Origin of the sequence: Streptomyces sp. NPDC012474 (assembly GCF_042955185.1) — a bacterium.
GTDB lineage: Bacteria > Actinomycetota > Actinomycetes > Streptomycetales > Streptomycetaceae > Streptomyces > Streptomyces cahuitamycinicus.
Window position 1 is genome coordinate 61358 of record NZ_JBIBEP010000002.1, and the last position, 25265, is coordinate 86622.

Genomic DNA, 25265 nt, shown 5'->3' on the forward strand with positions numbered 1-25265 from the left:
GTCCCGGAGAAGAGAGAGCAGGACACCATGTTCGGACTGAGCGAACTCGCCGTCATCCTCATCGTGGTCATAGCCGTCATCCTCGCCAAGAAGGGCCCCGAGCTGGCCCGCTCCGCGGGCAAGTCGGCCCGCATCCTCAAGGCCGAGGCCCGCGCCATGAAGAAGGAGGAGGGGGAGGAGAACGAGGCTGCGGCAGATACGCCGCCCCGGGTCATCCAGGGTGAGACCGCCGTACCGGGCACCGGCGCGACCGCCCCCGGCACGGAGCGGCCGTCAGCCCCCACACCCGAGCGGACCGAGCGCGCGAGCGGTACGCCCCCGCGGGACAGCAGGCCGTAGGGCCTGCGCACCCCGGACTTAGTTACTTTCGAACGGGCACTCGCATGTCACCAACGACTGAGGGGTGGCAAACCGGTCATGGAGATCTCAGGCATCATCAGCGCGATCGTCATCGGCATCGTGATCGGGGCCCTCGGCCGACTGATCGTCCCCGGACGCCAGCGCATCGGCATCCTCTGGACGATCCTGATCGGCATCGTCGCCGCGTTCATCGGCACGGCCATAGCCTCCGGCTTCGGCGTCGCCGACACCGACGGTGTCGACTGGGTCGAGTGGCTGTTCCAGATCGCCCTCGCCGCCCTCGGCGTCGCGGCGGTCAGCAAGGTGAAGCTGCGGCGCTGAGTTGCTGTGCCGCGCCTGCGCCTGCGCCCAACGAGGCAAACAGCAGCCGGATAGAAGAACGGCGACAGGAGCAAATTCGCCGATGCAATGCGAGTGCCAGGCAACAACGTCAGGCACCCCGACGTCCCTGGGAGAAATCTGGGAGAAGATCTTCTCCCAGAGACCCACGGAAGCCATCCCGGACCAAGGGAAACCAACGTCCTGACCTGCGCAAACGTCGATTGCGCAGCTTAAGAACCGTGCGTGATCTTCGTTCGGGACGAAGAGGTCGTGGGTTCAAATCCCGCCACCCCGACAGCTGAAACATCAGGTCAGGGGCCTGATCCGCTTTGCGGGTCGGGCCCCTTCTGGGTTTCTGGGGCACTCTTGGGAGCCATTTGGGAGCCGGACCCAAAAGAGGGATCAGTCCCCCTGCACAGCTCCACCGAGGGAACCGCCGTCACGTGTCGCTGCTCGGCTCCTGCGCCTAGGCGTCGTCATCCCAGCACCAGCAATCCTTCGGATCGCCAAGCGCATGCGGAACATCGACGCCCCCCCAAGGCACGGCGTGATCACGAAGGAAGTCCTCGGCCGCACTCATGGCTATCCACCGGACGGTATACACCTCCTCCGCCTCCCGGTGTGTTCCATCGTCGCCGTGAGCAGTCCAGCCCCAAGCACACCGGTCTGGAAGGTATGTGATCTCGGCAACCCCGCCGTACCTTTCCACCGTGATCTTCTCTGGTTGCCCCGAGCCGTCGTCGACCGCGCCGGGCCACTTCTTACGCGCTGCCTGCTTGGAGATCCCCCAGGCAGATCCCAGATGGCCATAGGTAGCGCCCATTCCCCCGCCCATCAGCGCAGCCTCTGCGGCAAGCGCCTCAGCGGCTTCATGCACCCACCGCAGGGCATGCAGGTAGGCGAGCTGCCAGTCTGCGAACAACTCCGCCATAGCAGAGGGTTCGTGTCCGTTGACCAGGCATTCCTGACCACGCGCCGAGATCCGACCCGCGATCTTGCAGGCAAGCTCCCTCAACTGGTCCTGCATCCAGGCTGCTTCGGCAACATGAGGCGGACGCCACGGATCCGCCATGGCGTCCGAATCGAACCAGAACTCGTCATCGCTCACTGAACGCATGGGGACAACCGTAGTTGTCACAGCATGCCCGGTGAGGACAACCGTGATTGTCGCAACGGGCCCGTCGCAGAGCGGACTTCGAAAGTTTGATGTGCTCGGCTACTCGACTCGAAGCCACAGAGAGGAGAACAAAACTGCAGGTACGCCCGCATGACCTGGCCTAGAGAAAGTGACCAGCCATGACAGCAAGGCCGGAAAGCGGGCGGATTGACTTGCGGTGCTAAGTAGCAGCTGCTCGAAGGTGGGCGCGCTCGAATCACCGGGCAACCCACTTGCTTACGGTCGATATGCGCCGTAGGCCCGAAGAATCGGAGAGGCCATGGCCAAGCACCTCAACTCTCACGTGGTTCCTGACGCTCAAGCGGTCTACCAGTCAGAGCCGCCCTCACGCACGCCGGCCTTCGAGCTTCGTTGCGGCCCCTTGCACGTGACACTTGATCGCGCACCGCTCAAGTTGCTGGCACTAGGGAGCACGATGACGGCCGTTGCCATGGGAGCAGCGAACTGGTTGCGCTGAAAGCCGGTCAGGGAGTGCTTCGCTTACGGAGCACTCCCTGACCGGGTTCTCGTCGCTCGGGGCAATTGAGAGTCCCGAGCGACGAGCCCTCGTTTCCTACTAGCGTGCGCGCAGTAGATCATCCAGCACACGCACCGGTGACGTCGGGCGCCTCGCGAGGCGAGCGTCGAGTGCCATCTCCCACTGCTCGGTGAGACCGAGCATGAGGCGCTTGCGCATGCCCAGTGTGACGTGGGCATAGCGCGCCGAAACCGAGCCGTCGATGTGGCCCATGCGCTCGTCCATGAGGACCTTCTCAGTGCCGAGGTCCTCCATCATCGTGCGGTGAGTGTGGCGTAGGCCGTGGGGTGTGAGGCCCTTGGCGATCGGGAGCCAGCAGGCGTCTGCCCGCTGACTCGCGCCGCGCCCGCGTGCCGGGATACCGGGCCACGGCTCACCGAGGATCGGCACCGGTCGGGCCTCCTGCGGTGCCTTCTTCGGGTACCAGCCGGAGACCGCCGGGGTGAACAGCCAGGTGCCGAAGCCGTTCCTGCGCCAGTGGGCCGCGTGCTCAGTGGTCGTGCCGCCCCGCACGAAACCGAGGTCGGCGATCGCCTGCTCGACGCGGACGCGGGTGTCCTCCCGCACGCGGTCGGGGTGGTTGAGGACGTTGGACACCGTCCCCGTGGCCCGTTAACCGAACTAACTCGTGAGTTCTTGCAGGTCAGACGGCTTCTCCACTAGCTTCTCAGGATGCTTCAAGGCGATGTCCCCGAGCGGGACTTGGCAGCGTTCGTCCTGCCCGAGTTGGGCAGACTGCAGGAGACCGGTGATCAGTGGGCGCCGTACCAGTTGCTCGACCAGGATGGCGTTGTTGTCGACCCCGTCCGGGTCTTCTTCGCCGAGCTGCAGGCAGAGGACAAACCCTGCCTCCACGGTCCGCTCATACGGCATGGACCTGCTGCGCTGGTGGCGGTTTCTGTGGGCTCTCAACATCGAGTGGAACCGGGCAACGCGTACTGATGCACGGGACTTCATCCGGTGGATGCAGATCGCGAACAAGCCCCAACGCCTGCACTGGCGACACCGGAAGGCAGGCTACTCCGAGGAGACGGTGCCGAAGCCGCGGACGACGCGCAAGAAGATCCCCGGTACGCCGAACGCCATCACGGGCAAGGTCTCACCCGGCCCGCAGTACGCCGCGAGGACACGCGCACACTGCGAAACCGTGCTCCGCACGTTCTACGACTTCCACCAGGACGAGGGCACCGGGCCAATCATCAACCCGTTTCCGCTCGACCGCTCGCGTCGCAACAGCCGCGCGAACGCCCACCACACGCCTGACCGGCCCTTTGCCCAAGAGCGGACAGGCCGCTACCGGCCGACCATCCCGAAACGTGCGCCCCGGCGTATTCCGGACGGGATGTTCAACGCGCTGTTCGCCGCCCTCCGGCACAATCGAGATCGCGCTCTACTGGCTTTCTGGGTTTCCAACGGGGCCCGCGCAGAAGAACTGCTCACCAGCCGGCAGCGCGATGCGCTACCCGGTCAGCAGTTGGTCGGCGTGATCCGAAAGGGAACCCGCGCCTACCAGCAGCTTCCTTGCTCAACCGACGCCTTCGTCTGGCTGCGCCTCTACCAGGAGGAAACACGGCGAGATGGCATCCCGCGGGGCAAGAACCTGCCGTTGTGGTGGACCCTGAGGCGTCCCTGGCGCCCGCTGAACTACGACGCGGCGCGGGCGATGTTCAACCGCGCCCACGATCTCCTCGGTGCGAACTGGACGCTCCACGATCTACGCCACACTGCGTCCTACCGGCTCGCCCGCGACCCCAACAACATGCCCCTGACCGACGTCCAATGGGTCCTCGGTCACGCACATCTGACAACCACCCAGCTCTACCTTCCGGCCAGCCAAGACGAAGTGATCGAACGTGTCCGCGCCCATCATGCACGCCGGGCAGAGCAGCGTGACCGGCCGCACGCGCCACCGGCCCCCGGCTACAACCCCGACTCGCTGAAGACTCTCTTCGGGAACTCATGGTGACGAGCACAGAGACCTTGCGCGCTCCGGCCGTCATCCGAGATGCACAGCCACTCGCCGGCGAGGCTCTCCGGGCAGCCAAGAAGCGTTTCCCGCCGCGGCCCTACGAGGACGCTTGGCCTGCCACCGGCCAGTCCTACGAGGAGGTCGTGGCTCAGCTGAACCGGCCTCCGCTTCGGGCCGCGAGCGAGTCCACCCATTTCTACCGGCGGCGAGGCGCAACGCTCATTCTCCGCTGGCTCCTGGACCAGCCGGGCTCCACCTGGCAACAACGGTGGAACGCGAGCCCCGCCGCAGACGCGACCGGGGCACAGTGGAACAAGCTCAACGCCAGCTGGGTCGGCTACGACGCGGCGAATGCGAACGGCATTCGGAACACGGGCCTGTTCGCCCTGGTCTGCGCCGATGTGCTCCGGCCGTCGCTCCACTGGCAGCTCACCCGGACCTCGACCAACCTCCGTGCCATCATCTGCCAGTACCGTGACCCTGAGGGATTTGCCCGCCTTCAGGAGCTGGTGGGCCCAGAATCGTGGTCCTCCCACCTCGGCATCCTCGCCAAGAACGTTCTGGTCAAGCTGGTCATCGCCAAGGGCGGGGGGGCTGGCCGACATCAATGTCGGGGACGCCATTGAGTACATGGAAGCGCATCGAGCTCAGCGGGCCACATCGGGCGGGCAAAGCCTGTTCTACTCCTGGCTGAAGGACCTGGGTCACCTCCCACCCGACGCGCCCGTGTCATTGAGGCTTCTGCACCGAACGTCCGGCCAGGTCTCGGTCGAGCAACTCGTCGACCGCTACCGCCCGCAGTCCAAGCCCATCCGGGATCTGCTGGTCGAGTACCTCAAGGAACGCCAGCCCACCATGGACTACACGTCCTTGGAGGACGCGTCCCGGACGCTTGTGAGGAACTTCTGGCTGCAGATTGAGCGCATCCAGCCCGGCATCGACACACTCCGGCTGCCGCCTGAAGTCGTGAGCGCATGGAAGCAGGTCAGCCGGACGAAGGTCACACGCCGTCGGCTGCCGGATGGCACAGTCCATGAGGCGGTGACGGAGCGGGCCAACTACGGCAACCTCATGATCGGAGTTCGAGCCCTCTACCTCGACCTGGCCCACTGGGCCGTCGAGGAACCAGAACGCTGGGGCCCGTGGGTTGCTCCCTGCCCGGTCAGCGCCGCCGACGCCAGTACCTCCAAGCACGAGAAACGCCGCAAGGCCAAGATGGACCAGCGCACCCGCGAACGACTGCCCGCGCTGTCCACCGTCGTCCGCGCCGCTAAGACGAACTGGACAGAGGCCCGTGAGGGGATGGACGCCCTGCAGGCCGCCCCACTCGGCGGCCAGTTCACGTTCAGAGGCAGAACCTACACGCGCCAGAAGAAGGACTCGTCGACTCCGTTCCGGGCCTACGACGAGTCCGGCCGACGCATCCATCTGGGACTGCTCGAGGAACGGGCCTTCTGGGCCTGGGCCACGATCGAATTCCTGCAGCACACCGGCGTCCGGATCGAGGAGATGCTGGAGGCCAGCCATCACGCCTTGATCCAGTACAAGCTGCCCACCAGCGGTGACATAGTGCCTCTGCTCCAGGTCGCTCCCTCGAAAACAGACGAAGAACGGCTTCTCCTCGTCAGCCCGGAATTGGCCGACGTCCTCAGCACGATCATCGCCCGCGTCCGTGACCCTCGAACAGGCGCGATCCCGATGCTGCCCAACTACGACGTCGCGGAGAAGATCTGGAACCCGCCGATGCCGCTGCTGTTCCAGTGGACATACGGAGGCCAGCGCACGCCAGTGTCCCGACAAATGATCCGCGACGGTCTCAACGAGGTCCTGAAACGGACCGGGCTCACCGACTCCGTGGGCCAGCCCCTCGACTTCGCTCCGCACGACTTCCGAAGAATCTTCATCACCGACGCAATCCGCAGCGGCCTGCCGCCCCACATCGCGCAGGTCCTCGCAGGTCACTCCGACATCAACACCACGATGGGCTACAACGCCATCTACCCGGCGGACGCCATCGAAGCCCACCGCGCGTTCATCGCCCGCCGTCGATCACTTCGTCCCAGCGAGGAATACCGGACCCCGACGAACGAGGAGTGGGACGCCTTCCTCGCCCACTTCGAGAAACGGAAGGTGTCCATCGGTACCTGCGCACGCGCCTTCGGGACCCCATGCATTCATGAACACGCTTGTGTCAGATGCTCACTCCTCCGGCCTGACCCGGCCCAACGGGCACGGCTTGCCGAGATCCGCGACAACTTGATCGCCCGAGTCACCGAAGCAGAGACGGAAGGCTGGCTCGGCGAGGTCGAAGGTCTCCAGATCAGCCTGGCTGGCGCCGAGGAGAAACTCAGCCAGCTCGACGTACAGATCTCCCAGCAGCAGGAGTCCGTTGACCTGGGAATTCCCACCTTCCGGGAGATCGTTGCTCACACCACTACCGTGGCCACACCGCCGGAGCCTTCGTGACCAGGACGGTCGTCACCTCTGGCGATGCTCAGTGGACGTCGGCACAGAACGCGGCGGCGCGGACGAGCTTCATCCACGCGGATGATCTACACCACCCCGACCCAGGCCACGGGCACGCTCTACGGGCGGCGGGCCAGAAAGTGGGTGTCGAGGAAGCCACGCTCGGACGCTGGGTCGTGGAGCAACCGAGCCACCGTGACAAGGCCGGCACCGGCCAGCAACTCGGCAAACTGCTCCGCCGGCCAGCTATAAGCGGGCGCCACCTTGTGGTCGAAGCGGACCGGTTCCGGCCCCTCCGTCCCGAAGAAGGACACCAGGAGCAGACCCCCTGGTGCCAGGACACGCACCTGCTCAGCGAGCAGTGCGGGCAATTCTCCAGGTGGGGTATGGATCATCGAGTAGTGGGCCAGCACCCCGCCGAGCGCGCCGTCCTCGACCGGCAAGGCCTCCATGCGCGCTTCGTCGAACCGCAGCGCCGGCTCGGCCCGCCGAGCGTGGTCGACCATGGCCGGGGAGAGGTCGAGCCCGAAGGCGTCCAGCCCCAAGTCGTGCAGCATGGCTGTCAGATGACCGGGTCCGCACCCGACGTCGGCTACCCGCAGGTTCCCCGAATCGCGCACGAGCTCGGCGAAGGTGCCGATCATGTTCCGCGCGAACGGCTGCGTCTCCAACCGACTAGTGAACATCGACGCATAGAGCTCGACGACCCCGTCGTAGGCCGCCCTGGTCTCATCCTGGTGTTTTAACACGGGCAGGAAACTAACACCCGTGCCGTTCGCAGCCGTTCTCCGGCCCTTCCTCTCGGGACTGATCGTCCCGTCGCCGGATCACGGGACGCCCCGGTAGTTCGGAGAAGGACACCCCTGCGAAGCGTGCGACGTCAACGAGCTTCGCGCCCTGGTGGCCACCGGTGCGAGCGGCTCCCAGCCCCCGGAAGACGTAGGTCCTGCCGTGGCATGAGCAGGGCGCCGGCTTCGTGCGGGCGATGTGGTTGAAGACCAGGGCGGACAGCCAGTCCATCGAGTCGATGGTGCGGTAGCTGTCGTCCTTGGGCGGGCAGCGCACCAGTTCGCCGGTGTCCAGCTCATAGAGCTGCCACTCGACGCGGAAGGCACCGGGGCGGACGAACTCCGTTTCTAGGCCGACGATTTCGCCCCAGCGCATGCCGGTGTAGCCCTTGAGGACGACGGCGACGAACTCGTCGTCACGGCCGGAGAGCAAGGCAGCGCGCTCCGCGGTCAGCAGGATGCCGAGCGGGTCAGTGATGACCTTCTCCGGGCCGCGGTCGCGGGAGCGGCCGGCGCGCTTGCCGCGTCCGCGCCTTCTGGCCGCCGGGTTGGACGTGATCAACCCCTCGTCGATCGCGTCCTCGAAGATCAGGTGGAGCGTCGAGCGCCAGGTCTTGACGCTGGAGGCCGCGTACACGGCCTTCTCCTTCTTCTCCCACAGGTCGACGTCCGTGCGCAGTACGCCGGCGAGCGCTTTGTCCTCGAAGTCGGGGAGCAGGTGCTCTTCGATGTGACGCTTGTAGTTCTGCATGGTCGAGGCGGCCAGATCCTGGGCCGCGTACCAGCGGTTCGCGTACTCGCCGAAGGTCTCCTGGCCCAGTGACGGATCGCGCCAGTCACCGCGCCGGTACTTGTTCTCGGCCTCGCTCGCGGCGCGCTGGGCCTCACCCTTGGTGGCGAACCGGATCGCCTTGCCGTTCTCATCGACGACCGTGAGGTGCATGCCGGGCGCCGTCTTGTACCGGCCGCGCCAGTAGCTTCCGCGCTTCTCCGCGAAACCCAACTTCCGTCTTCCTCCCCTGCTCTCGGCTTGTGACTGGGTGCGGGCGCGCTACGCGACCGTCTCGTACAGGGTGCGGCGCGGCGGTCGAGCCCGCAGACGCCCTGGCGTCGAGGCCGTAGTCGGCTCAGGAGACGGCGCGGCACGAGTTCGTACCGCGGGAGGACTTGTCGCTGCCCGACTCGCCGGCGCGCTGCTGACGGATCGCTTCGGGCGCTCTTCGTGGAGGCGGACGATCTCGGCGAGGTGCGCGGCGGTGAAGCGGTAGGCGCGGCCGACGCGGGTGTGCGGGATGAGTCCGCGTCGGGCCCGGTCCTTGACCCACCAGGCGGAGCAGCCGAGGGCTTCGGCGATTTCTTCAGTACCGGCGACGCACTGGCTCGACCAGAGGTACGGCAGCGTCTCGCGCAGATTCTGTTCGGGCCGCGTCCCTGACGACCGGAACCGCGACGCACCGTGCTGTGCCATGAGTAGATTCCTCTGACAACTGGTCAAGATCACTTGTCAGGGACAGAGCTGATACAGGGAGCGCCCTACAGACGCATCTCTTCTTCGATGGCACGAGCGATCTCTGGCCACGGTGGACGCAGGACGCCGAAGAGCGACCAGTAGCCGTACGCGTCCCGGACCATGGCCCCGACGCCAAGGCGTGCGGCGTTTCGGTCGATGGTGCCGATGACCCGCCGGGTGATTCCTCCCGCTCCCCGGGCGGCTGGGGTGATCCCGCGCCGGCACCGGCCCGCGTGCTCGGTGTCGGCGGTGGTCCCGGAACGCACGCCCGGTGGTTGGCCGGCGACGGCCACACGGTGCATGTCGTGGCCCCCGTCCCCAAGCACGTCACCCAGGCAATCGCCCTCGACGGCGTGACGGCCGAGGTGGGCGACGCCCGCCGCCTCACCGCCGCGGACCGGACGTACGACGTCGTTCTGCTTCTCGGCCCGCTCTACCACCTCCACGACAAGACCGACCGGATCTCCGCGCTGACGGAGGCGGCCCGCGTGGCCCGGCCTGGCGGACTCATCGCCGCAGCGGCGATCTCCCGCTATTCACCCCTTCTCGACTATCTCGCGACCACCGGTATCACCGAGTCCGCGATCCAGGACGGGGTCCGTGCCACCCTGGCCGAGGGCCGCTACGCCGGACAGCGCGGCTTCACTGTCACCTACTTCCAGACCTCCTCCGAGCTGCGCGCGGAGGTCGCGGAGGCCGGTCTTACCGATCTCATCCTCTACGGAATCGAAGGACCCGGCTGGGTGGCGGTCAAGGCCATCGAGAAGTACACCAGCGCCAACCTCATGGGCACGGACATATACGAAGCGGCCCTCGCCGCGGCGCGCATCGCGGAACCGCACGCGGCCCTCACCGACGCCTCCGCCCACTTTCTCGCCATCACCGGGCCCTGACCGGTCTGGGGTGTCGCCTCATGACGCTGCTGAATCTTGGGTGGGTCCGGGTTCCTGGGCACCGAGCTGGTCCGGCAAGCTGTATAGGCGGGGCGCACGACAGCCGCGACCTATACGACCATCCCGGGCGGTGCTCCGGATCCCAGTACGCAGCCGCAGCCGCAGCCGCAGCCGCAGCCGAGCCAACGACGAGCCCCTCCAACTAGGCAATTCGCCACCACCCTGCAGAAGGCTGGCTCCGAAGGCGGTAAGCTGAGAGTGGCCGTACGGGAGTGTTCTTGGTCACACTTGAATCGCATCCGTGCGGCCTTTTACATGCCCTGCCCTTCGTCGATCTTGAGGCGAAAAGCCAGGCAAGTGTAGGGACGCCGGGCCCATAGAATGGCCATCGTGACCGACAACACTCAGCGCCCCGCAAGCGGGCCGAACAGCGCCCCCGAACTGCCGACCCAGTACACGCCGGCCGAGGTAGAGGGGACGCTGTACGAGCGCTGGGTAGAGCGCGGTTACTTCGAGGCTGACGCGAAGAGCGACAAGCCCGCGTACACCATCGTCATCCCGCCGCCCAACGTCACCGGCTCCCTCCACCTGGGCCACGCCTTCGAGCACACGCTGATCGACGCCCTCACCCGCCGTAAGCGGATGCAGGGCTACGAGACGCTGTGGCAGCCCGGCATGGACCACGCCGGAATCGCGACGCAGAACGTCGTCGAGCGGGAGCTCGCCAAGGAAGGCAAGTCCCGCCACGACCTGGGACGTGAGGCGTTCGTCGAGCGGGTCTGGCAGTGGAAGGCCGAGTCCGGCGGTCAGATCGCCGGGCAGATGCGACGCCTGGGCAACGGCGTCGCCTGGAGCCGCGACCGCTTCACCATGGACGAGGGCCTGTCCCGTGCCGTCCAGACCGTCTTCAAGAAGATGTTCGACGACGGCCTGATCTACCGCGCCGAGCGCATCATCAACTGGTGCCCGCGCTGCTTGACGGCGATCTCGGACATCGAGGTCGACTACCAGGACGACGACGGCGAGCTCGTCTCCATCAAGTACGGCGAGGGGGACGACACGGTCGTCGTCGCCACCACGCGTGCGGAGACCATGCTCGGTGACACCGCCGTCGCCGTTCACCCGGACGACGAGCGCTACAAGCACCTTGTCGGCCGGCGCATCGCGCTGCCGCTGACAGGCCGCACGATTCCGGTCGTCGCCGACACTCACGTCGACCCGGAGTTCGGCACCGGTGCCGTCAAGGTCACGCCCGCCCATGACCCCAACGACTTTGCCATCGGCCAGAGGCACGGCCTGGAGTCGCTGACCGTCATGGACGAGCGCGGTGTCATCACCGCCCACGGGCCCTTCGAGGGGCTTGACCGCTTCGAGGCGCGTTCCGCGATCGTCGCCGCGCTGCGCGCCGACGGCCGGATCGTCGCGGAGAAGCGGCCGTACGTCCACTCGGTGGGCCACTGCTCGCGCTGCAAGACGACCCTTGAACCGCGCCTGTCCCTGCAGTGGTGGGTGAAGGTCGAGACGCTCGCCAAGGCCGCCGGTGACGCGGTCCGCGACGGCCGGGTGGACATCCACCCCGCCGACCTGTCGCAGCGTTACTTCGACTGGGTCGACAACCTCAACGACTGGTGCATCTCACGGCAGTTGTGGTGGGGCCATCGGATCCCCGTCTGGCACGGTCCGAACGGCGAGACCGTGTGCGTCGGCCCCGACGAGCAGCCGCCGAGCGGCGAGGGCTGGGAGCAGGACACCGACGTCCTCGACACCTGGTTCTCGTCCGGCCTGTGGCCCTTCTCCACGCTGGGCTGGCCCGAGAAGACCGCGGACCTGGCCAAGTTCTATCCGAACTCGGCCATGGTCACCGGCTACGACCTGATGTTCTTCTGGGTCGCCCGGATGATGATGTTCGGCCTGTACGCGATGGACGGCGAGATCCCCTTCCACACCATCGCGTTCCACGGCATGGTCCGTGACGAGCACGGCAAGAAGATGTCGAAGTCGTTCGGCAACACCGTCAATCCGCTGGACTGGATGGACAAGTACGGCTCCGACGCCCTGCGGTTCACGCTCGCGCGGGGCGCCAACCCCGGTACCGACGTGCCGATCGGCGAGGACTGGGTCCAGGCGTCCCGGAACTTCGCCAACAAGATCTGGAACGCGACGCGGTTCGCGCTGATGAACGGCGCCACAGTCGAGGGCGAGCTGCCCCCGGCCGAGCAGCTGTCGGCCACGGACCGCTGGATCCTGTCCCGACTGAACACCGTCGTGGCCGAGGCGGACGCGTACTACGACGACTACCAGTTCGCGAAGCTCGCCGATGCCCTGTACCACTTCGCGTGGGACGAGGTCTTCGACTGGTATGTCGAGCTGTCCAAGACGACGTTCATGGCCGGAGGCGACGCGGCCAAGGTCTCGGCACGCGTCCTGGGCGAGGTCCTGGACGTGACGCTGCGCCTGCTGCACCCGATCGTTCCGTTCGTGACGGAGACGCTGTGGACCACGCTCACCGGCCGTGAGTCTGTCGTGATCGCTGACTGGCCGACGGACAGCGGGTTCCGGGATGCCGCGGCCGAGGCTGAGATCGAGAGCCTCCAGCAGGTGATCACCGAGGTGCGGCGCTTCCGCTCGGACCAGGGGCTGCAGCCCGGCCAGAAGGTCCCGGCGCGCCTGGACCTGTCGGGTACGCAGCTTGCCGCCCACGAGGCCGCCATCCGTCAGCTGCTCCGCCTCCAGCCGGAGGGTGACGGTTTCAGCGCCACGGCGACCTTGCCGGTCGCCGGCGCCACGGTCGCGCTTGACCTGTCCGGCACGATCGACGTCGCGGCCGAGCGTAAGCGGCTGGCCAAGGACTTGGCTTCGGCGGAGAAGGAGAAGGCCCAGGCGGAGGCCAAGCTCGGCAACGAGGCGTTCTTGGCGAAGGCGCCGGACAACGTGGTCGAGAAGATTCGGACCCGTCTCGCGAAGGCCGAAGGGGACATCGTCCGGCTGCAGAACCAGATCAGCAACCTGCCGCCGGCGTAGTAGCCAGAGCAGTGAAGGAAGCCCCGGACGATCGTCCGGGGCTTCCTTCATACGTTGGGCACTGCTACGGAATTCCCAAGCCCTCGAAGGGGCTCGACAGCGAGAACTGCCGCTGGCAGGCGACCTTTAGGGCCTGTTCGAGGTCGAACTCGGCCATCCGGATCAGGTCGACGAGCCGGGACGGCTTCGAGGCGAGGACGAGGCGCGTGAGGTCCTCGGCCGGGTCATCGCGGTTGAAGTGGTGCTGGAACAGGTCGAGGTTCTTCTCTACCACCAGCAGGGTCATGTCGAACTCGGAGATCTCGGCGTTGGAGACCCGTCGTGTGCGCGAGTGGACCCGGTATTCGTGCAGCGGGCCGGCGATGCACACGATGTGGTTGGCCTCGCCTCTGCGGAATCGTCCGGCGAGGAGGTTCACGGCGAACGCCCAGTCTCCCCACTTCCGTACGTGCGGGTCGTAGAGACCGCCGTGAATGGCGTCGTCGCGGCGGTAGAGGATCGACGTGGGGACGTGGTGCTTGCGCAGGACCAGTTCTTCGCGGCACGGGTAGGAGGAAATGGTGAGCCCGTCGAAGTCGCCGATCATCCGGGACATGGTGTGGACGAAGGCCACGTGTTGGTGGGTCTTGAGGAGCTTGACGGCTCGGTCCGGGTAGCTGCCGGCCTTCAGCAGCTCGGGTTCAGTGGCGAGCCGGTCGTCGGCGTCGAGCTGCATCACGTACGCGAAGGACGCGGCATTGATGCCGGCGTTCCTGGCGGCATGGTGCCCGCTGTGCCCCTGGCGAACGATACGGACCCCGGCGCGCTCAGCGCACTGCGCGCCGGCACGAAGCGTGGGCTGGTCGTCGGAGCCGTCATCAACGATCACGACTTCGTACGGGAACGTGTGGGGCTGCTGGATCAAGGACTCGACGGCCTCCAGGAGGTAGCCCCCCGAGTTGAAGCAGGGGATGACGAAGCTGATCCCCTCGGGCATGCTCGACTTCACGGCATTCTCCCTGTCCATGATCAGGCTGTCCGGTTGGTGGCGATGACGGTGGCCCGGGTCGCCTCGAAGCAGTTGCGTCCGGTTCGGCTGTCCTGTTCGGCGTGCTCGGACAACAGCACCGTGAGGTCCCAGCCATCGTAGATCCGCTCGATGACCTGTCGGAAGGCGTCCGGTGAGTAGTCGGCCTCCCCTTCGATACGCAGCAGTCGGCCGTCCGCGGACCTGCGGGTGATCCCCGTGAAGACTTCGAGGTAGTGGTAGTTCGCCCCGCGCGCGTGAGCGATCGCGCTGGTGAGGAGGGACTCGACGTCACGTCTCGCGAGGTAATGCAGGACGTCCTTGGCGACGACGACTCCGAAGTTCTCATCGAAGGCGAAGTGTTCGGCGAGGCATTCCCGTGCTTCGATCCGGTGGGCCCAATCACTTCCGTCGTCGATCCGCTGAAGAAGCGAGTTGCTGGGGATCTGATCGACGGCTACGACTCGGAATCCTGCGCGCGCTAAGGCGATCGTGTAGGTGCCAGCCCCGTACCCCAGATCCAGCGCGGTACGTGGGGTCCCGTCTCCGATGGATTCCAGGAGCGTGTTGAACCGCTCCGAGGTGGCGGCCTGGAGGTTCTCCGCGGTGTTCCGGCCGCGCAGGATCGCGTCCGCGTAGAAGGCATGCACGGATGCCCTCGAAACTGGCTGATTCATGGGTAACTCCTCTGTGACCTGGTTGGTTTGGAGCAGCCGGTGCCTAGAAGGGCACCGCCACCAGGCGTCCCGGGGTGAGCACCGACGAGGCGAAGGCCTCGGTGACCTGCATGGGCCGCAGATGGCTCGCAAGGGAGCTGCGCCGCTCGGAGCCGCGCAGCCAGTGCTCCATCAGCTGGCGGTTGCTGTCGCTGTGGAACAGCCCATCGAACGACTCCTCCGACACGTACTGCTCGTCGGGGAGAAGCGCGGCGTTGGCGCGTGTGGTGACGCGGGCGAAGGCGTCGATCCCGTCCGCGCTGACGCCGCGGGGGATGTCGTAGCAGTGGACGTGAGTGGAGAACAGCGTCGAGAGCTGGGCCTCCAGATCGACGCTCGACGTGCGGCCGTTGACGTTGTAGAGGCTGTCCGGGAGTTCGCCCCAGCTCCGGATGGAGGGGGTGGTCTGCTCGAAGGACAAGGTCCCGAGCGAGATGGTCCTCCCCGTCGCCGCATCCACGAGGCGGAACGCGGAGGTCACATCGGTCTCGCCGAATCGGAAGCCCTCATCCGAGTCCGCCGACCACCGCGCAACACCGTCCTGGAACCCGCTGGCGATCGGCTGCGAGATGCGCTGGTATTGGTCGATCGGAAAGGCACCGAAGGAGCTGACTTCCAGCTTGAGTTGGCGTTCGGGGAACACTTCCGCGTTGAGCGACAGGATCTGGGTCGCGAGATCCACGTAGTGGTACGCGCCGTGCATCATCATCCCGTAGCCGTACTTGTACGGGTGATCACCGCGGCTCTCGAACTCCCGCTGGAGGTTCCACACACCGCCGGCGGCCCGGAGATGAAAGGAAGTCAGGGGCGCTTCCCACCGCTCCATCCGCTCCCTAAGCGACGCAACGACCTTCTCGTTGTAGATCTGGTGGTACCGGCTCAGCGTCATCACCGAGTGCTCCGCGGGGGAGTCGGCAGCAACACCGATGAGCTCCTCCATGGTCTTCGTGATGTACGACGGCTTGAACCGGCCGTCGACGACCGGAGCCAGTACGGGCTTCTCGACCAGCGAACTGATGTGGTTCTCCACGCAGAACCGGAGGTATGCCTCGTGAGCCCGTACCTCCGTGGCGATGTACACCTTCGTCGGTACGCCGGGTACTCGCAGGCGTTGAACGGCGGCCGCAATGAGCTCTTGCGGTGTCTCCCGTACGCGGTCGCCGGAATCCGGCAGGTAGACGACTCCGCGCGGCTTCACACTCGCCGCCTGTATGCGCCTGTCGATTTCCGTCCGCTGCGACTCCAGGTCGATGATGGAATAGGAGTCGATGTAGCCGGACTTGATGGCATCGCGAATGCACGGCAGGTATTTATTGGCGACGATCTCATCGAAACCGACCACGATGAGATGATGCATGGGTATCACGGGAACACCTTCCTGCTGGTCGAATTGGATGGATGCTGTGGCCGCTTTTGGGCGCACACCAGTAGGGGCTGAATTGCGTGATGCGTAACTGGCCCGAGCTCAACGGCTGGAAATTCTCTGCCTGCTGCCCCGGCTGCTCCGGAGCTGCTCCTCAGGGGATGACGACTTGGGGTTCCTGTGGCTGCACCGACTGCCGAGTTGGCGATGACTCCATGTCCGGATCGACGACGTAGGGCGGCTTGGCCGCCACGAGCCCGAGGATCCTGTCCTGTGCCACTGCCCTCAGGGACACAGGCAGCGTGCTCACAGCCTCAGCCCCGACAGGAACTTTGCGAGGGACGCCGTGACGTCCTGCACGAACGGTCCGACGCTGTGGGTGCCGGCGAGGTAGAGGCCGAAGACCGTACACACCACGGCGTGACCCGCTTTGAGCCCGCCGCCACGGCATGAGAAGACGATCACGATGCCGAGGATCAGCAGGACAGCAACTTCGACAGCCATCGCGGAGCCCTCTTCGATCTCGTACGGATACTGGAGACCGAGGCGGGTATTCGACGACCGCGTCGGTGTGACCATGACAGCGGTCCGGACGCGCTCGGAGTATCACGAGCCGTTGCCGGAGCTGCTCATCATCGGCTCATGGTTTGTTGGTCTGACTTTTCAACATCCGCTTACACACGCGCTCATGAGAGGCTGACCTAGGCTCCGGATCATGACCAGAGATGGGCAGGCGGTAGGCACGGTGGGGAAGAGTCGGCCGGGCTGGCGCCCGGACAGGTTGAGGCAGCAACGCGAAGCCCACGGCTTGACGCTGGAGGGCGCGGGCGAGCAGCTGCGTGAGGTGGCGCGGGCCGCCGGTCTCGCGGTGCCAGCCGCCAACTTCCAGACGCTGTGGCAGCACGAGCAGGGTGAGATCTATCCCGGGCCGCACTACCGTCGCGCGTACTGCCTTTTGTATCGCGCGACCGAGCCCGAACTCGGCTTCCGCAATGCGCTGCCCGACGAGGCCAGAAAGCTCAAGTTCACCGCGCCGAACGAGCCGCACAACGGGGCCCACGTGCTGGCCGTGGAGCGCGCGTTGCTCCAGCTCTCGCCGGGTACGGAGGAAGCCGACGGGCAGGGCGTACAGCAGCGGATCCTCGACGCCTGGAAACGCCGTCACACCGGCGGCGACCCGAACAAGCCGACACTGCTGATGGTCGGCGGGCACGCCGGCAGCGGGAAATCGGAGTTCGCCCGCTTCATATCCCAGCTCACCGGTTGGCCCGTCCTCGACAAGGATCCGATCACGCGTCCCCTCGTCGAGCGCCTCCTCATAGAGATGGGGAGTGACCCCAATGACCGGCACACCGACCTCTACCGGGAGAAGGTTCGCCCGCTGGAGTACCAGTGCCTGCTGGAGACCGCGTACGCGAACGTCGACTGCGCAATCAGCACGGTCCTGAGTGCGCCGTTCATCTCCGAGAGCACCGACCCTCGGTGGATGGGCCGCCTGATCAACCGCTGCGAAGCGCGCGGCGTCACCGTGGCCGTCGTCTGGATTCAGTGCGACCTGGACACGATGCACGAGTACATCACCTTCCGGTCCGCCGCCCGGGACAGCTGGAAACTCCAGAACTGGGACACGTACGCCGCCGGAGTCGACCCCGAACTGCGGCCCGTCGTACCGCACTTGGTCGTCGACAACCGGCTCGGCGCCGCGATATCGCTCACGGACCAGGTGCGCCAGGTCTTCGGCACGGTGTTCCAGTGAGGCAGGGCATCCTGCTGTACGGGCCGCCGGCGGCAGGCAAGGACACGATCACGGCAGCACTGACCAAACTCGACGAGCGGTACGTACCGTTCACCCGTCTGAAGATCGGGACCGGGAAGACCCAGGGCTACCGAATGGGCACACCGGAGCAGCTGGCTGACCTGGAAGCACGCGGCGACGTCATCTACCGCAACGGCCGGTACGGCAACGTCTACGTCGTCGACCGCCCCGGCCTCGACGAGGCCATGGAGGGCGGCAGGACGCCCGTCGTTCACCTCGGTCAGATGGCGGGGATGGAGCAGGTGACCGCCCTTTTCCCGGCGCATTGGGTGCGCGTTCTGTTGTGGTGCTCCAAGGAGACCACCGCCCGACGCTCACCGCAGCGTGGGGACACCGACACGGCGGCTCGGCTGGCCGCTTGGGATGCCACTCGGGCCGATCTTGCGGATCACCCGCGGGCTCAGTGGGAACTGCGCGTGGACACGGATGCGATGGCACCAGGTGAAGCCGCACAGGGGGTCGACGCCATAGTCCGCACCACGTCACCTCGCTCCTGACGGCCAAGACGTCAGCGACCCAGCCGGACGCCACCCGCTCAACTCGGGTTGTTCAGGCCCCCCTCGACGCGCAGGGCTTCCAAAGCCTCGGCGATATCCAGCTGCTCGTCTCTGTTGCCGTCCCACCGGGCGAGGGTCGCGGCAGCGGCACGCATGAGTTCGTCGGGCAACCCGGCATCAGCGAACAGTGCCGCCGCGTCCTCAAGCTCTGGACCCCAACGCCAGGCTCGGGCAGCGGTCTTGGAGATGTAGTCGGTCTCCACAAGGTAACTGCGGGTGCGCTTGGCCGCGATCTCCAGTAGCTCGTCCGCGACACCGTACGAGTCCGCCGCCCCGTACGCGACGGCGGCCAGCACGCGGGAGACCTTTTGGTAGCTGGAGTATGCGAGCTTGAGTGCGGAGGCTTTCCCGATGCTGTCGCCCAGGACGTGAGGCCGCACATCGGTACCGGCGAAGAGTTCGGCGATCCGGTCGGCTTGCTTGCCGGGGCCGGACAGGTAGAGCGTCGGATACTTACCGCCCGCCGGAGGGGATCCGACGACAGCAGCGTCGATGACCGGCATCGGGGCCAAGCGGTCAGCGATACACTGCACGCGCATCGGCGCGACGGCGTTCGCTTCGACGTAGATCGTGCCCGCGCCGGCGATGCCGAGCTCAGCCACCTGAGCGGCAGTTTCCTCCGCTGCGGCAGGCGGACACAGGGAAAGCAGCACGTCAGAGCGGGAGACAAGCTCGGGCAGCGCCTCGGCTGCGAGGCCCGCGCGCTCAGCCCGGCGGCAGGTTGTGTCACTTCGTCCGTCGGGGCACCACAGCACGATGTGTCCCCGGGCGCGCAGCTGGGCGCCGAAAGCGGAGCCCATGCTGCCGGGGTGCAGCAGCCCGATGGTGTACGTCATGTCGTGGTCCTCGTGTGACCGGCGGAGTGCAGAAGCAGCAGGTCGATGGCGGCGCGGGCATGCGGCACCACGTGGTCCGGCCTGGCATCGGCGAGCGGCCAGGAGCGGTCGTTGCCGATCCAGATAGTGCTCAGCCCTGCGGTGCGTCCGCCGCCGATGTCGTTGACGGGGTTGTCGCCGACCATCCAGCCGCCGTCGCCCAGCTCGGTGCCGCAGCGGGCCGCGGCCAGGGCGAAGTGCCGGGTCTGCGGCTTGCGTGCATCGACCTCCCCAGAGACGAAGACACCGTCCACACGCTCGGCGATACCGGCAGCCCGCAGCTTGGCGCGCTGGATGTCCACCGCGCCGTTGGTCGCCACCCCCACTCGCCAGCCGGCTGCACGCAGCTCGTCCAAGCCGTCGAGGACCTCGGCCGGGCACGTCACCATGGCCGCCATGTCGGTGCAGTACGCGCGCCACAGCTCCGGAGCCGACATGGGCAGCCGGTACCGGGTACGGATCGCGTCAAAGGTTGATGGATGGGCCCGATCGGCCACCATGTCCAGGACGCGCGCCTGTTCCTCATCCTCCAGACCGAGCCGCCTGGTGAACTGGGCGGCCCAGTCAACGAGCGTTCCCCGTCGATCCACGAGGGTGTTATCGAGGTCGAAGAGAACGAAGAGGCGCTGCACATCCCGCAGCCTAATGCGCGGCGGTCTGCTCTCACGGAGAGTGAGAGGGGCCGCGGCCTTGGCGGAGGGCAGATACAGCCGGTTCTGAAGTAGCTGGCCCTACCGCTCGTGCCTCGGCGACGGGCACTTCCGACCGCTCCACTGCTACGGTCGCCCCCATGACGCTCTCGGTCTCCACGGGTCAGGCTGTTGATCTACGAGTGCAGCAGGTGGACGAGGTTCTTAGTCGCGTCGAGCGATCTCTGCAGGTGCACTTGCTCCCGGACACGGTGGTGCGCAAACGCCGATCCGTGGGAGCCAGGACGGTCCGCGACACCTGGGTGCGGATCGAGCGGCGCTCGCTCGAGAAGATCCCCGATCAGGGATGGAACGGCACCGAAAGTGCCGCACGTCTAGAGGGCATCGCCCAGCCTGAGTGGCACGGATGTGTGGTCTGGCGGGACACGGACGAGCCGGCGATGTGGCGGGCCGACGAAACCGGCCTCCTGCCGGGGGCTCCCGTCGGAAGCGCCATCTTGAGTGAGGCCCCGGAGCTGACGGACGACTGGTGGGAGGCGTTGAACGCCTCGTTGGACGCTCTGTCGGCACAGGCCACCAGGCGGATCGCCACACCGGACACCATCACACAGGCCCTCGTCACCGAGTCCATCCGCGGGGTCTTCTCCGGCGACTTCGATACATCCTTGGAGCGGTGGGTGCCGGCCCACGCTGACCTGAACTGGGCCAACATGACGGCTCCAACGTTCAGCCTCTTCGACTGGGAGGACTGGGGAAGCGCGCCGCTGGGGCTGGATTCGTCTTCCCTGTGGGCGAGTTCTCTTGCGGTCCCGGCTCTGGCCGATCGTGTGAGGCGCGAGCGCCGGTCAGACTTCGAGAGCCGGGACGGCAAGTTGATGACGTTGTTCGCCTGTTCGAAGATCCTCGGGCCGTACGCGCACCCGGAGGACCCTCGGCTGGAACCCGCCCGGCGCATGGCTGAGCAGGTCATCGAGGAGCTTCAGGCCGGGCTGAGCGCGTGAGAGGTCTCGGAGGAGACTCCGGTATTCCTGGACGGTCCGCTCGTCGACCCCACCCGCCAGGGCGCCGACGAGTTCGCCGAGATGGGCCGGCTCATCGGTGCCCACGGCGACGGTGCCGACCCGCGGGAGGTGGTAGGCAGCTCTGAACGCTGCCTGTACGCGGGAGAGTCGGCTGCCGTCCTGGAGGAAGACGCGTGGGTCGAACCTGTCCCACACCGGAGTTCCGGTACTGCCTCCGAAAGGGCTCATCCCCCACACCCTGCCGCCGTCCAAGCCCCACGCCTCGGTGAGGGCATCTGCAGCGTCCAGCGTTCTGGCTCCGACCAACAAACCGACGCGGACCATGAGAACCGCCGGCCTCGGTACGGTCGTGTCGATCAGGCTCAGCAGCGGTGACGGGTCCCAGGACGCGACGCCCCAGGCGGCGCAGAGTCCCTTGGCCACGGCCGCGTCGAGAGTGGCGCACGCCTGTACCAGCGCGTCCTGGTTGTGAGGGGCGGCTGCGCAGAGCGAGTGCTCCGGGTTGTGCAGGAACACCAGGCCCGGCTCCCGCCCGAGGTCCTCGGCGGCCTGTTCCACGGCCGCGTGCAGACGTACAGGGTCCAGGGAATGCTCCGCCCCGTCCGGCTCCGGGAAATAGCCGATCTTGGTGGAGACCGTAAACTTCGGCAGCAGGTCACCGGCCGTCCGCGCCAGGACCTCATGCGAACGGAAGCCGAGGTAGTTGCTGCTGGTGTCGAGCGCCGTGACGCCGAGGTCCAACGCCCCGGTCAGGAGACGGCGTTCGTGACGAGACCGGTGTAGCCCGAGAACAACTCGGGGGTCAGCACCGCGCACAGCTCCTCCTTCACCAGGATCTCAGCAACCTCCGTCACTTCGGCCCCGGCGACGGCCGCGGCCTGTTCCAGCTCTACCGGCCTGCCGCTCAGCAGCAGACGCAGAGCGGGCAGTGCCTTGGCCGCGAGGGTGAACTTCTTCCCTGAGGCCACGATGTCGACGGTCTCTCCGTGCTCCTGAATCTGGGGCGGGAAATGGGTGGTGCACACCACGGCGTCGAGCGGCCCGAGTATGTCGAGGAACGGCACGTGCCGGGGCAGGCTCGTCGCCTGCTCGTATGCGTCGAAGAAGTCGGCCGGCGGGCGCTCGCTGATCAGCTGGGCGGCGGCCTCGGTCAGGGCTTCGCTGCCGGTTCCGTGCCGCCGGTCGAGGTCGTGGCGGAAGATCTCGCGCTCACGGCACCAGTCGGCCAGCCACGCGAGCCAGCTCGCCCCTGTGCGCTTGGTGATGCCGAACGTGACGTGAAGGCTCTTGCCGGAGCCGCTACCGGTCCGTGTCGCCTGGTGCCAGTGGCCCCGCGGAATGTGCATGACGTCGCCGGTCCGCGTCAGGCCGGACCAGATGATCTCGTCGCTCGGAGTGATGTTGGGGTCGGCGTCCCGGTACATCGGTACCGCGCGGGAGGTCGCGCGGACCTCCCACTCCTTCTCTCACCGGCCAGCTGGACGATGACGACATCGTGGTCGTCCCAGTGCAGGGGGAAGCCGGAGGCGTCGTTCGTCGTCAGGTACGCGTTGACCTGAACTCGCTCGCGGGACCACCACTGCAGGGCCCGGCAGGCGACCTCCATCGTCGGATCGAAGACGTTGGCCTGATCCATGATCACCGTCGCGCCTTCGCCCAGGAGCCTGCCCAGGCTGCGCATGTTGACCATGGAGATGCTCTGGCCGCGGGGGCTGACGCTGTCGGTGTAGTAGATGGCCGGATGGACCTCCTCGCCCTTCTGGAAGCACCGGAACTGCGGGCGGTTCAGGCTCCTGCGCATCGCTACGTCAAGCAGGCGGTTCGGGGTCATGATGCGGGAGACGAGTGCGGGGTCGTCCATGCTCCCGCGTACGAAGTCCTTGCCGAGTTCCTCGGCTCCACTCCATCCGAGCGCTGCCTCGATGGCGCTGATCAACCGGTGTTCCATCGTGCGTCCTCCATGGGTTCGAGCACTGATGCGGGACACAGTGAGGGCCAGCGCGGCCGACCACGCCGGCCCTCACCGCTTGGTGCCTACTCGCTGTCGTGCAGGTTGCCGTCGCCGCCCGGCCACGGCGAGTCGCCGGAACTGCCCTGGTTGTCCGACCGGAGGCTGTCGTAGCGGTCGTGGACGGCGGTCAGCTCCTTCACCGCCACCAGGAGGCTCCTCCGGGCCGGAGGCGGTGTCGTGGGCTCTGTCACCTCGTACTCCTTCCTTTTCGGTTCTCCCGCTGGGATTCCGACGGGAGGTCGATGGCCGCCCCACGGCCGTGGGAGGAGGGGGTGCCGTGGGGCGGCGGTCATTGGGCGCGCGATGAGCTGCAGTCCGGCGCCACGGACAGGGCAGGTCAGCGGTGAATCGGCAGACCGTCGGCGTCCTCGCGCATATTGATCTCCAGAACGCGCTGGTCCAGTTCGTACAGACACGCGCGACAGGCGTAGAGGGCTGCGTGCATGCCGCTCGACCGGACGGGTCCGATCCACGTCACCTCGACGTCGTCACGTCCGCACCACAGCCAGCACTCGCCGCGCGCCTGCCATTCGTGGCGATCCCATAGCGCGTGGTCAGTGGGCTCTCTGGTGACGGGGTCGATGTCGCGGCGGGTGGGCCGGAAGACCACATCGGGATCAGGAAGCGGATTCGCTCGTAAAGCGTGCCGCCCCATTACGCGACCGCCAGGGAGAGCGACTCAGGCTCGGCTTCCACGCCCTGCTTCGGCCGTAGCACGAATAACCTGCGCAGAACGGCTGCTCGGATGGCGGGCGCCGCCTTGGGCAGCGCGATCTCCGCCCATACGCGCTTCCCCCGGCCGACAGGCTCCCAGGCACACCGCGAAGCGAGAACCTCGACCAGCGCCAGGCCACGCCCGCTCTCGGCGTCGGCATGGGCACAACTCGCCTGTGGGGCAGAGGGATTGGCGTCAAGGACCTCGATCACCAGGCGACCAGAGCGGTGGTACAGCGCTACGGTGACGGGCCCTCCCCCGTGGACCACGGCGTTGGTGATGAGCTCAGAGGCGACAAGACGGATAGCGTCAGCCGTCTCGTCGTCCAACGGCACACCCCACGCACGCACCTTGTCGACGACCGTGCGCCGGGCGAGGGACACTTCCCTTTCCTCACCCGCGAGGACGAACCGATGGACGAGCGTGGGCATGGCGGACGCCTCCAAGGAGTTGGAGAGCGGCTCCGTCCCCGACGGGGAAGCAGGGGCGGAGCCGCCGATCTGAGAACCGTTGCGGTAGTGGTCGCCCTGCTCGGGCTCCGTGGACGGCTGATACTCAGTCAACGGCCGTAGCCAGCAAGGCGGAACGTTTCTAGGGGGTTCCTCATGGGGACGCCCTCCCCGTACGCGGCCACGCGAAGTAGCCTCCCCACTACGCCGCGAGGGGATGACGGGAGCGATGACATGCCTGGTGAGCCGTTGGCAGTCCACCCGCTGAGCTTCCTCCCCCAGACGCGCGGGTGGGGGAAGGCCGAGTTCGCCCGACTCATGCAGGCGCACGGGAGGTCACTCGGAATCCCGCTCGCAACCAACCGAACCACCGTATGGAAGTGGGAACAGGGACAGGAGCCGGACGCCGACGCCCAGCACGTACTCGCCGACCTCCTGCGCGTCCCGTACGAGCAGGCGCGGAGGGAAGGTTGGCCCCGATGGCTTCCGGTTTGGGAGGTCACGGGACTCACCGCCCCGTGGACCGAGGCCGGTACCGTTGAGGCGTTGTCCGAACTCGTCGGGAGTGGCCGCATGGATCGCCGGGGCTTTCTCACCATCACCGGCGCCGCCCTGACGGGCCTTGCGGCAAGCTGGCTGGACGCACCATCCGCCTTCGCCTCGGCCTTGGGCGGGGATCAGGTCGCGACCTTGTTGAAGACTTCGTGAACTCGCTGTCTGTGAACGGCGCTGTCGATGAACAGTGGCAGGCGTACGTGGAGGCGAAGCGAGATACTGAACTCGCGGCGATCATCGAGGAGCAAAAACTCAAGCCCGAGCAGACGCGGGCGTTCATCACGGCCGCGTTCCGTGACGGGCAGGTCCGTACGACTGGTACGGAGATTACGAAGATCCTGCCCCCCGTCTCTCGTTTCAGTCGCGATGGCGGCCACAGCGACAAGAAGAAGCGTGTGATCGAAACATTGACACAGTTCTTCGAGCGGTTCTTTGGGCTGGGCGTTGGAGGAAACGACTACCAGTAACGGCTTTTTCGTCTGTGCCGTGCAGGGGCAGCAGAGCCGCG

General features: G+C 66.6%; 25 protein-coding genes and 5 pseudogenes. 12 read left to right on the forward strand and 18 right to left on the reverse strand.

Annotated features, from left to right (window positions below; translation table 11 throughout):
- Window positions 1-27: 27 nt before the first annotated feature.
- Both ACFY9S_RS05030 and ACFY9S_RS05035 read left to right on the forward strand, forming a co-directional pair.
- Window positions 28-339 carry a twin-arginine translocase TatA/TatE family subunit gene (locus ACFY9S_RS05030; RefSeq protein ID WP_391123121.1) on the forward strand — a complete coding sequence of 104 codons (312 nt, stop codon included), beginning with the start codon at window positions 28-30 and terminating at the stop codon, window positions 337-339.
- Window positions 340-417: 78 nt separating this feature from the next.
- Complete coding sequence (locus ACFY9S_RS05035) at window positions 418-681, forward strand: GlsB/YeaQ/YmgE family stress response membrane protein (RefSeq protein WP_391123123.1); 264 nt, start codon at window positions 418-420, stop codon at window positions 679-681.
- Between the two features lie 466 nt (window positions 682-1147).
- On the opposite strand, the gene ACFY9S_RS05040 is transcribed toward ACFY9S_RS05035, so the two are convergent.
- The 3 genes and pseudogenes from ACFY9S_RS05040 to ACFY9S_RS05050 all read right to left on the reverse strand — a co-directional run bounded on the left by ACFY9S_RS05040 (window position 1148) and on the right by ACFY9S_RS05050 (window position 3230).
- Complete coding sequence (locus tag ACFY9S_RS05040) at window positions 1148-1798, reverse strand: hypothetical protein (RefSeq protein WP_391123126.1); 651 nt, start codon at window positions 1796-1798, stop codon at window positions 1148-1150.
- 616 nt (window positions 1799-2414) lie between these two features.
- Window positions 2415-2984, reverse strand: a pseudogene (locus ACFY9S_RS05045) (LacI family DNA-binding transcriptional regulator); the annotation flags it as partial.
- A gap of 12 nt (window positions 2985-2996) precedes the next feature.
- Window positions 2997-3230, reverse strand: coding sequence for a hypothetical protein (locus ACFY9S_RS05050; protein WP_391123129.1), 234 nt, complete (start codon window positions 3228-3230; stop codon window positions 2997-2999).
- A 16-nt stretch (window positions 3231-3246) separates the two neighbouring features.
- On the opposite strand from ACFY9S_RS05050, the gene ACFY9S_RS05055 reads away from it, so the two are divergent.
- From ACFY9S_RS05055 to ACFY9S_RS05065, 3 genes are all read left to right on the forward strand, one after another.
- The gene (locus ACFY9S_RS05055) at window positions 3247-4341 is read left to right on the forward strand and encodes a tyrosine-type recombinase/integrase (RefSeq protein WP_391123132.1); all 1095 of its coding nucleotides are present in this window, start codon (window positions 3247-3249) and stop codon (window positions 4339-4341) included.
- A 146-nt stretch (window positions 4342-4487) separates the two neighbouring features.
- Complete coding sequence (locus ACFY9S_RS05060) at window positions 4488-4970, forward strand: hypothetical protein (RefSeq protein WP_391123135.1); 483 nt, start codon at window positions 4488-4490, stop codon at window positions 4968-4970.
- A gap of 4 nt (window positions 4971-4974) precedes the next feature.
- On the forward strand, window positions 4975-6810 hold the full coding sequence (locus tag ACFY9S_RS05065; protein WP_391123138.1) for a tyrosine-type recombinase/integrase: 1836 nt from the start codon (window positions 4975-4977) through the stop codon (window positions 6808-6810).
- 119 nt (window positions 6811-6929) lie between these two features.
- On the opposite strand, the gene ACFY9S_RS05070 is transcribed toward ACFY9S_RS05065, so the two are convergent.
- The 4 genes and pseudogenes from ACFY9S_RS05070 to ACFY9S_RS05085 form a co-directional block, all read right to left on the reverse strand.
- On the reverse strand, window positions 6930-7559 hold the full coding sequence (locus tag ACFY9S_RS05070) for a class I SAM-dependent methyltransferase (protein WP_150478924.1): 630 nt from the start codon (window positions 7557-7559) through the stop codon (window positions 6930-6932).
- A gap of 106 nt (window positions 7560-7665) precedes the next feature.
- A pseudogene (locus ACFY9S_RS05075) lies at window positions 7666-8601 on the reverse strand (LacI family transcriptional regulator); the annotation flags it as partial.
- Between the two features lie 48 nt (window positions 8602-8649).
- Complete coding sequence (locus ACFY9S_RS05080; protein ID WP_391124213.1) at window positions 8650-9009, reverse strand: helix-turn-helix domain-containing protein; 360 nt, start codon at window positions 9007-9009, stop codon at window positions 8650-8652.
- Between the two features lie 122 nt (window positions 9010-9131).
- A complete protein-coding gene (locus ACFY9S_RS05085) occupies window positions 9132-9410 on the reverse strand; it encodes a hypothetical protein (protein WP_391124282.1) in 279 nt (92 codons plus the stop codon).
- Between ACFY9S_RS05085 and ACFY9S_RS05090 the strand changes: the two genes are divergently transcribed.
- On the forward strand, window positions 9342-10001 hold the full coding sequence (locus tag ACFY9S_RS05090) for a methyltransferase domain-containing protein (RefSeq protein ID WP_391123141.1): 660 nt from the start codon (window positions 9342-9344) through the stop codon (window positions 9999-10001). The genes ACFY9S_RS05085 and ACFY9S_RS05090 overlap by 69 nt on opposite strands.
- A 390-nt stretch (window positions 10002-10391) precedes the next feature.
- Entirely contained in the window at window positions 10392-13022 is a 2631-nt protein-coding gene (locus ACFY9S_RS05095) for a valine--tRNA ligase (RefSeq protein ID WP_391123144.1), read from the forward strand.
- Between the two features lie 64 nt (window positions 13023-13086).
- Here ACFY9S_RS05095 and ACFY9S_RS05100 read toward each other — a convergent pair whose 3' ends face one another.
- The 4 genes from ACFY9S_RS05100 to ACFY9S_RS05115 all read right to left on the reverse strand — a co-directional run bounded on the left by ACFY9S_RS05100 (window position 13087) and on the right by ACFY9S_RS05115 (window position 16686).
- Window positions 13087-14010 carry a glycosyltransferase gene (locus ACFY9S_RS05100; protein WP_391123147.1) on the reverse strand — a complete coding sequence of 308 codons (924 nt, stop codon included), beginning with the start codon at window positions 14008-14010 and terminating at the stop codon, window positions 13087-13089.
- A gap of 20 nt (window positions 14011-14030) precedes the next feature.
- Window positions 14031-14705 (reverse strand): methyltransferase domain-containing protein, encoded by a 675-nt coding sequence (locus ACFY9S_RS05105; RefSeq protein WP_391123150.1) that lies wholly within the window; start codon window positions 14703-14705, stop codon window positions 14031-14033.
- 43 nt (window positions 14706-14748) lie between these two features.
- A complete protein-coding gene (locus tag ACFY9S_RS05110) occupies window positions 14749-16167 on the reverse strand; it encodes a hypothetical protein (RefSeq protein WP_391123153.1) in 1419 nt (472 codons plus the stop codon).
- Window positions 16168-16413: 246 nt separating this feature from the next.
- Window positions 16414-16686, reverse strand: coding sequence for a hypothetical protein (locus tag ACFY9S_RS05115; RefSeq protein WP_051735578.1), 273 nt, complete (start codon window positions 16684-16686; stop codon window positions 16414-16416).
- 136 nt (window positions 16687-16822) lie between these two features.
- Between ACFY9S_RS05115 and ACFY9S_RS05120 the strand changes: the two genes are divergently transcribed.
- Window positions 16823-17863: an AAA family ATPase gene (locus ACFY9S_RS05120; RefSeq protein ID WP_391123156.1), complete on the forward strand. Its 1041-nt coding sequence runs from the start codon at window positions 16823-16825 to the stop codon at window positions 17861-17863.
- Window positions 17860-18420 carry a guanylate kinase gene (locus tag ACFY9S_RS05125; RefSeq protein ID WP_391123159.1) on the forward strand — a complete coding sequence of 187 codons (561 nt, stop codon included), beginning with the start codon at window positions 17860-17862 and terminating at the stop codon, window positions 18418-18420. The genes ACFY9S_RS05120 and ACFY9S_RS05125 overlap by 4 nt, the downstream gene beginning before the upstream one ends.
- Before the next feature lie 38 nt (window positions 18421-18458).
- Here the strand turns inward: ACFY9S_RS05125 and ACFY9S_RS05130 are convergent, their stop codons facing one another.
- Window positions 18459-19316, reverse strand: coding sequence for a DUF1932 domain-containing protein (locus tag ACFY9S_RS05130; RefSeq protein ID WP_391123162.1), 858 nt, complete (start codon window positions 19314-19316; stop codon window positions 18459-18461).
- Window positions 19313-19987: an HAD-IA family hydrolase gene (locus ACFY9S_RS05135; RefSeq protein WP_391123165.1), complete on the reverse strand. Its 675-nt coding sequence runs from the start codon at window positions 19985-19987 to the stop codon at window positions 19313-19315. The genes ACFY9S_RS05130 and ACFY9S_RS05135 overlap by 4 nt, the downstream gene beginning before the upstream one ends.
- A 158-nt stretch (window positions 19988-20145) precedes the next feature.
- On the opposite strand from ACFY9S_RS05135, the gene ACFY9S_RS05140 reads away from it, so the two are divergent.
- Complete coding sequence (locus tag ACFY9S_RS05140; RefSeq protein WP_391123168.1) at window positions 20146-21006, forward strand: hypothetical protein; 861 nt, start codon at window positions 20146-20148, stop codon at window positions 21004-21006.
- Here the strand turns inward: ACFY9S_RS05140 and ACFY9S_RS05145 are convergent.
- The 5 genes and pseudogenes from ACFY9S_RS05145 to ACFY9S_RS05165 form a co-directional block, all read right to left on the reverse strand.
- Window positions 20995-21843: pseudogene (locus tag ACFY9S_RS05145) on the reverse strand (aldo/keto reductase); the annotation flags it as partial. The gene ACFY9S_RS05140 and the pseudogene ACFY9S_RS05145 overlap by 12 nt on opposite strands.
- Window positions 21777-22975, reverse strand: a pseudogene (locus ACFY9S_RS05150) (JmjC domain-containing protein). The pseudogenes ACFY9S_RS05145 and ACFY9S_RS05150, both read right to left, overlap by 67 nt.
- Window positions 22976-23061: 86 nt before the next feature.
- Entirely contained in the window at window positions 23062-23229 is a 168-nt protein-coding gene (locus ACFY9S_RS05155) for a hypothetical protein (protein ID WP_364802956.1), read from the reverse strand.
- Between the two features lie 146 nt (window positions 23230-23375).
- Complete coding sequence (locus tag ACFY9S_RS05160) at window positions 23376-23648, reverse strand: hypothetical protein (protein ID WP_364802959.1); 273 nt, start codon at window positions 23646-23648, stop codon at window positions 23376-23378.
- Between the two features lie 44 nt (window positions 23649-23692).
- A complete protein-coding gene (locus ACFY9S_RS05165) occupies window positions 23693-24316 on the reverse strand; it encodes an ATP-binding protein (RefSeq protein WP_391123171.1) in 624 nt (207 codons plus the stop codon).
- 120 nt (window positions 24317-24436) lie between these two features.
- On the opposite strand from ACFY9S_RS05165, the pseudogene ACFY9S_RS05170 reads away from it, so the two are divergent.
- Together ACFY9S_RS05170 and ACFY9S_RS05175 are read left to right on the forward strand one after the other, a co-directional pair.
- A pseudogene (locus ACFY9S_RS05170) lies at window positions 24437-24898 on the forward strand (transcriptional regulator); the annotation flags it as partial.
- Between the two features lie 23 nt (window positions 24899-24921).
- Entirely contained in the window at window positions 24922-25224 is a 303-nt protein-coding gene (locus ACFY9S_RS05175) for a hypothetical protein (RefSeq protein WP_391124216.1), read from the forward strand.
- The last annotated feature ends 41 nt before the right edge of the window (window positions 25225-25265 follow it).

Coding starts and splice junctions, on each gene's coding strand:
- ACFY9S_RS05030 (WP_391123121.1), top strand. CDS start 28: ATGTTCGGACTGAGCGAACTCGCCGTCATCCTCATCGTGGTCATAGCC.
- ACFY9S_RS05035 (WP_391123123.1), top strand. CDS start 418: ATGGAGATCTCAGGCATCATCAGCGCGATCGTCATCGGCATCGTGATC.
- ACFY9S_RS05040 (WP_391123126.1), bottom strand. CDS start 1,798: ATGCGTTCAGTGAGCGATGACGAGTTCTGGTTCGATTCGGACGCCATG.
- ACFY9S_RS05055 (WP_391123132.1), top strand. CDS start 3,247: ATGGACCTGCTGCGCTGGTGGCGGTTTCTGTGGGCTCTCAACATCGAG.
- ACFY9S_RS05065 (WP_391123138.1), top strand. CDS start 4,975: ATGGAAGCGCATCGAGCTCAGCGGGCCACATCGGGCGGGCAAAGCCTG.
- ACFY9S_RS05085 (WP_391124282.1), bottom strand. CDS start 9,410: ATGCACCGTGTGGCCGTCGCCGGCCAACCACCGGGCGTGCGTTCCGGG.
- ACFY9S_RS05105 (WP_391123150.1), bottom strand. CDS start 14,705: ATGAATCAGCCAGTTTCGAGGGCATCCGTGCATGCCTTCTACGCGGAC.
- ACFY9S_RS05115 (WP_051735578.1), bottom strand. CDS start 16,686: ATGGTCACACCGACGCGGTCGTCGAATACCCGCCTCGGTCTCCAGTAT.
- ACFY9S_RS05120 (WP_391123156.1), top strand. CDS start 16,823: ATGACCAGAGATGGGCAGGCGGTAGGCACGGTGGGGAAGAGTCGGCCG.
- ACFY9S_RS05130 (WP_391123162.1), bottom strand. CDS start 19,316: ATGACGTACACCATCGGGCTGCTGCACCCCGGCAGCATGGGCTCCGCT.
- ACFY9S_RS05140 (WP_391123168.1), top strand. CDS start 20,146: ATGACGCTCTCGGTCTCCACGGGTCAGGCTGTTGATCTACGAGTGCAG.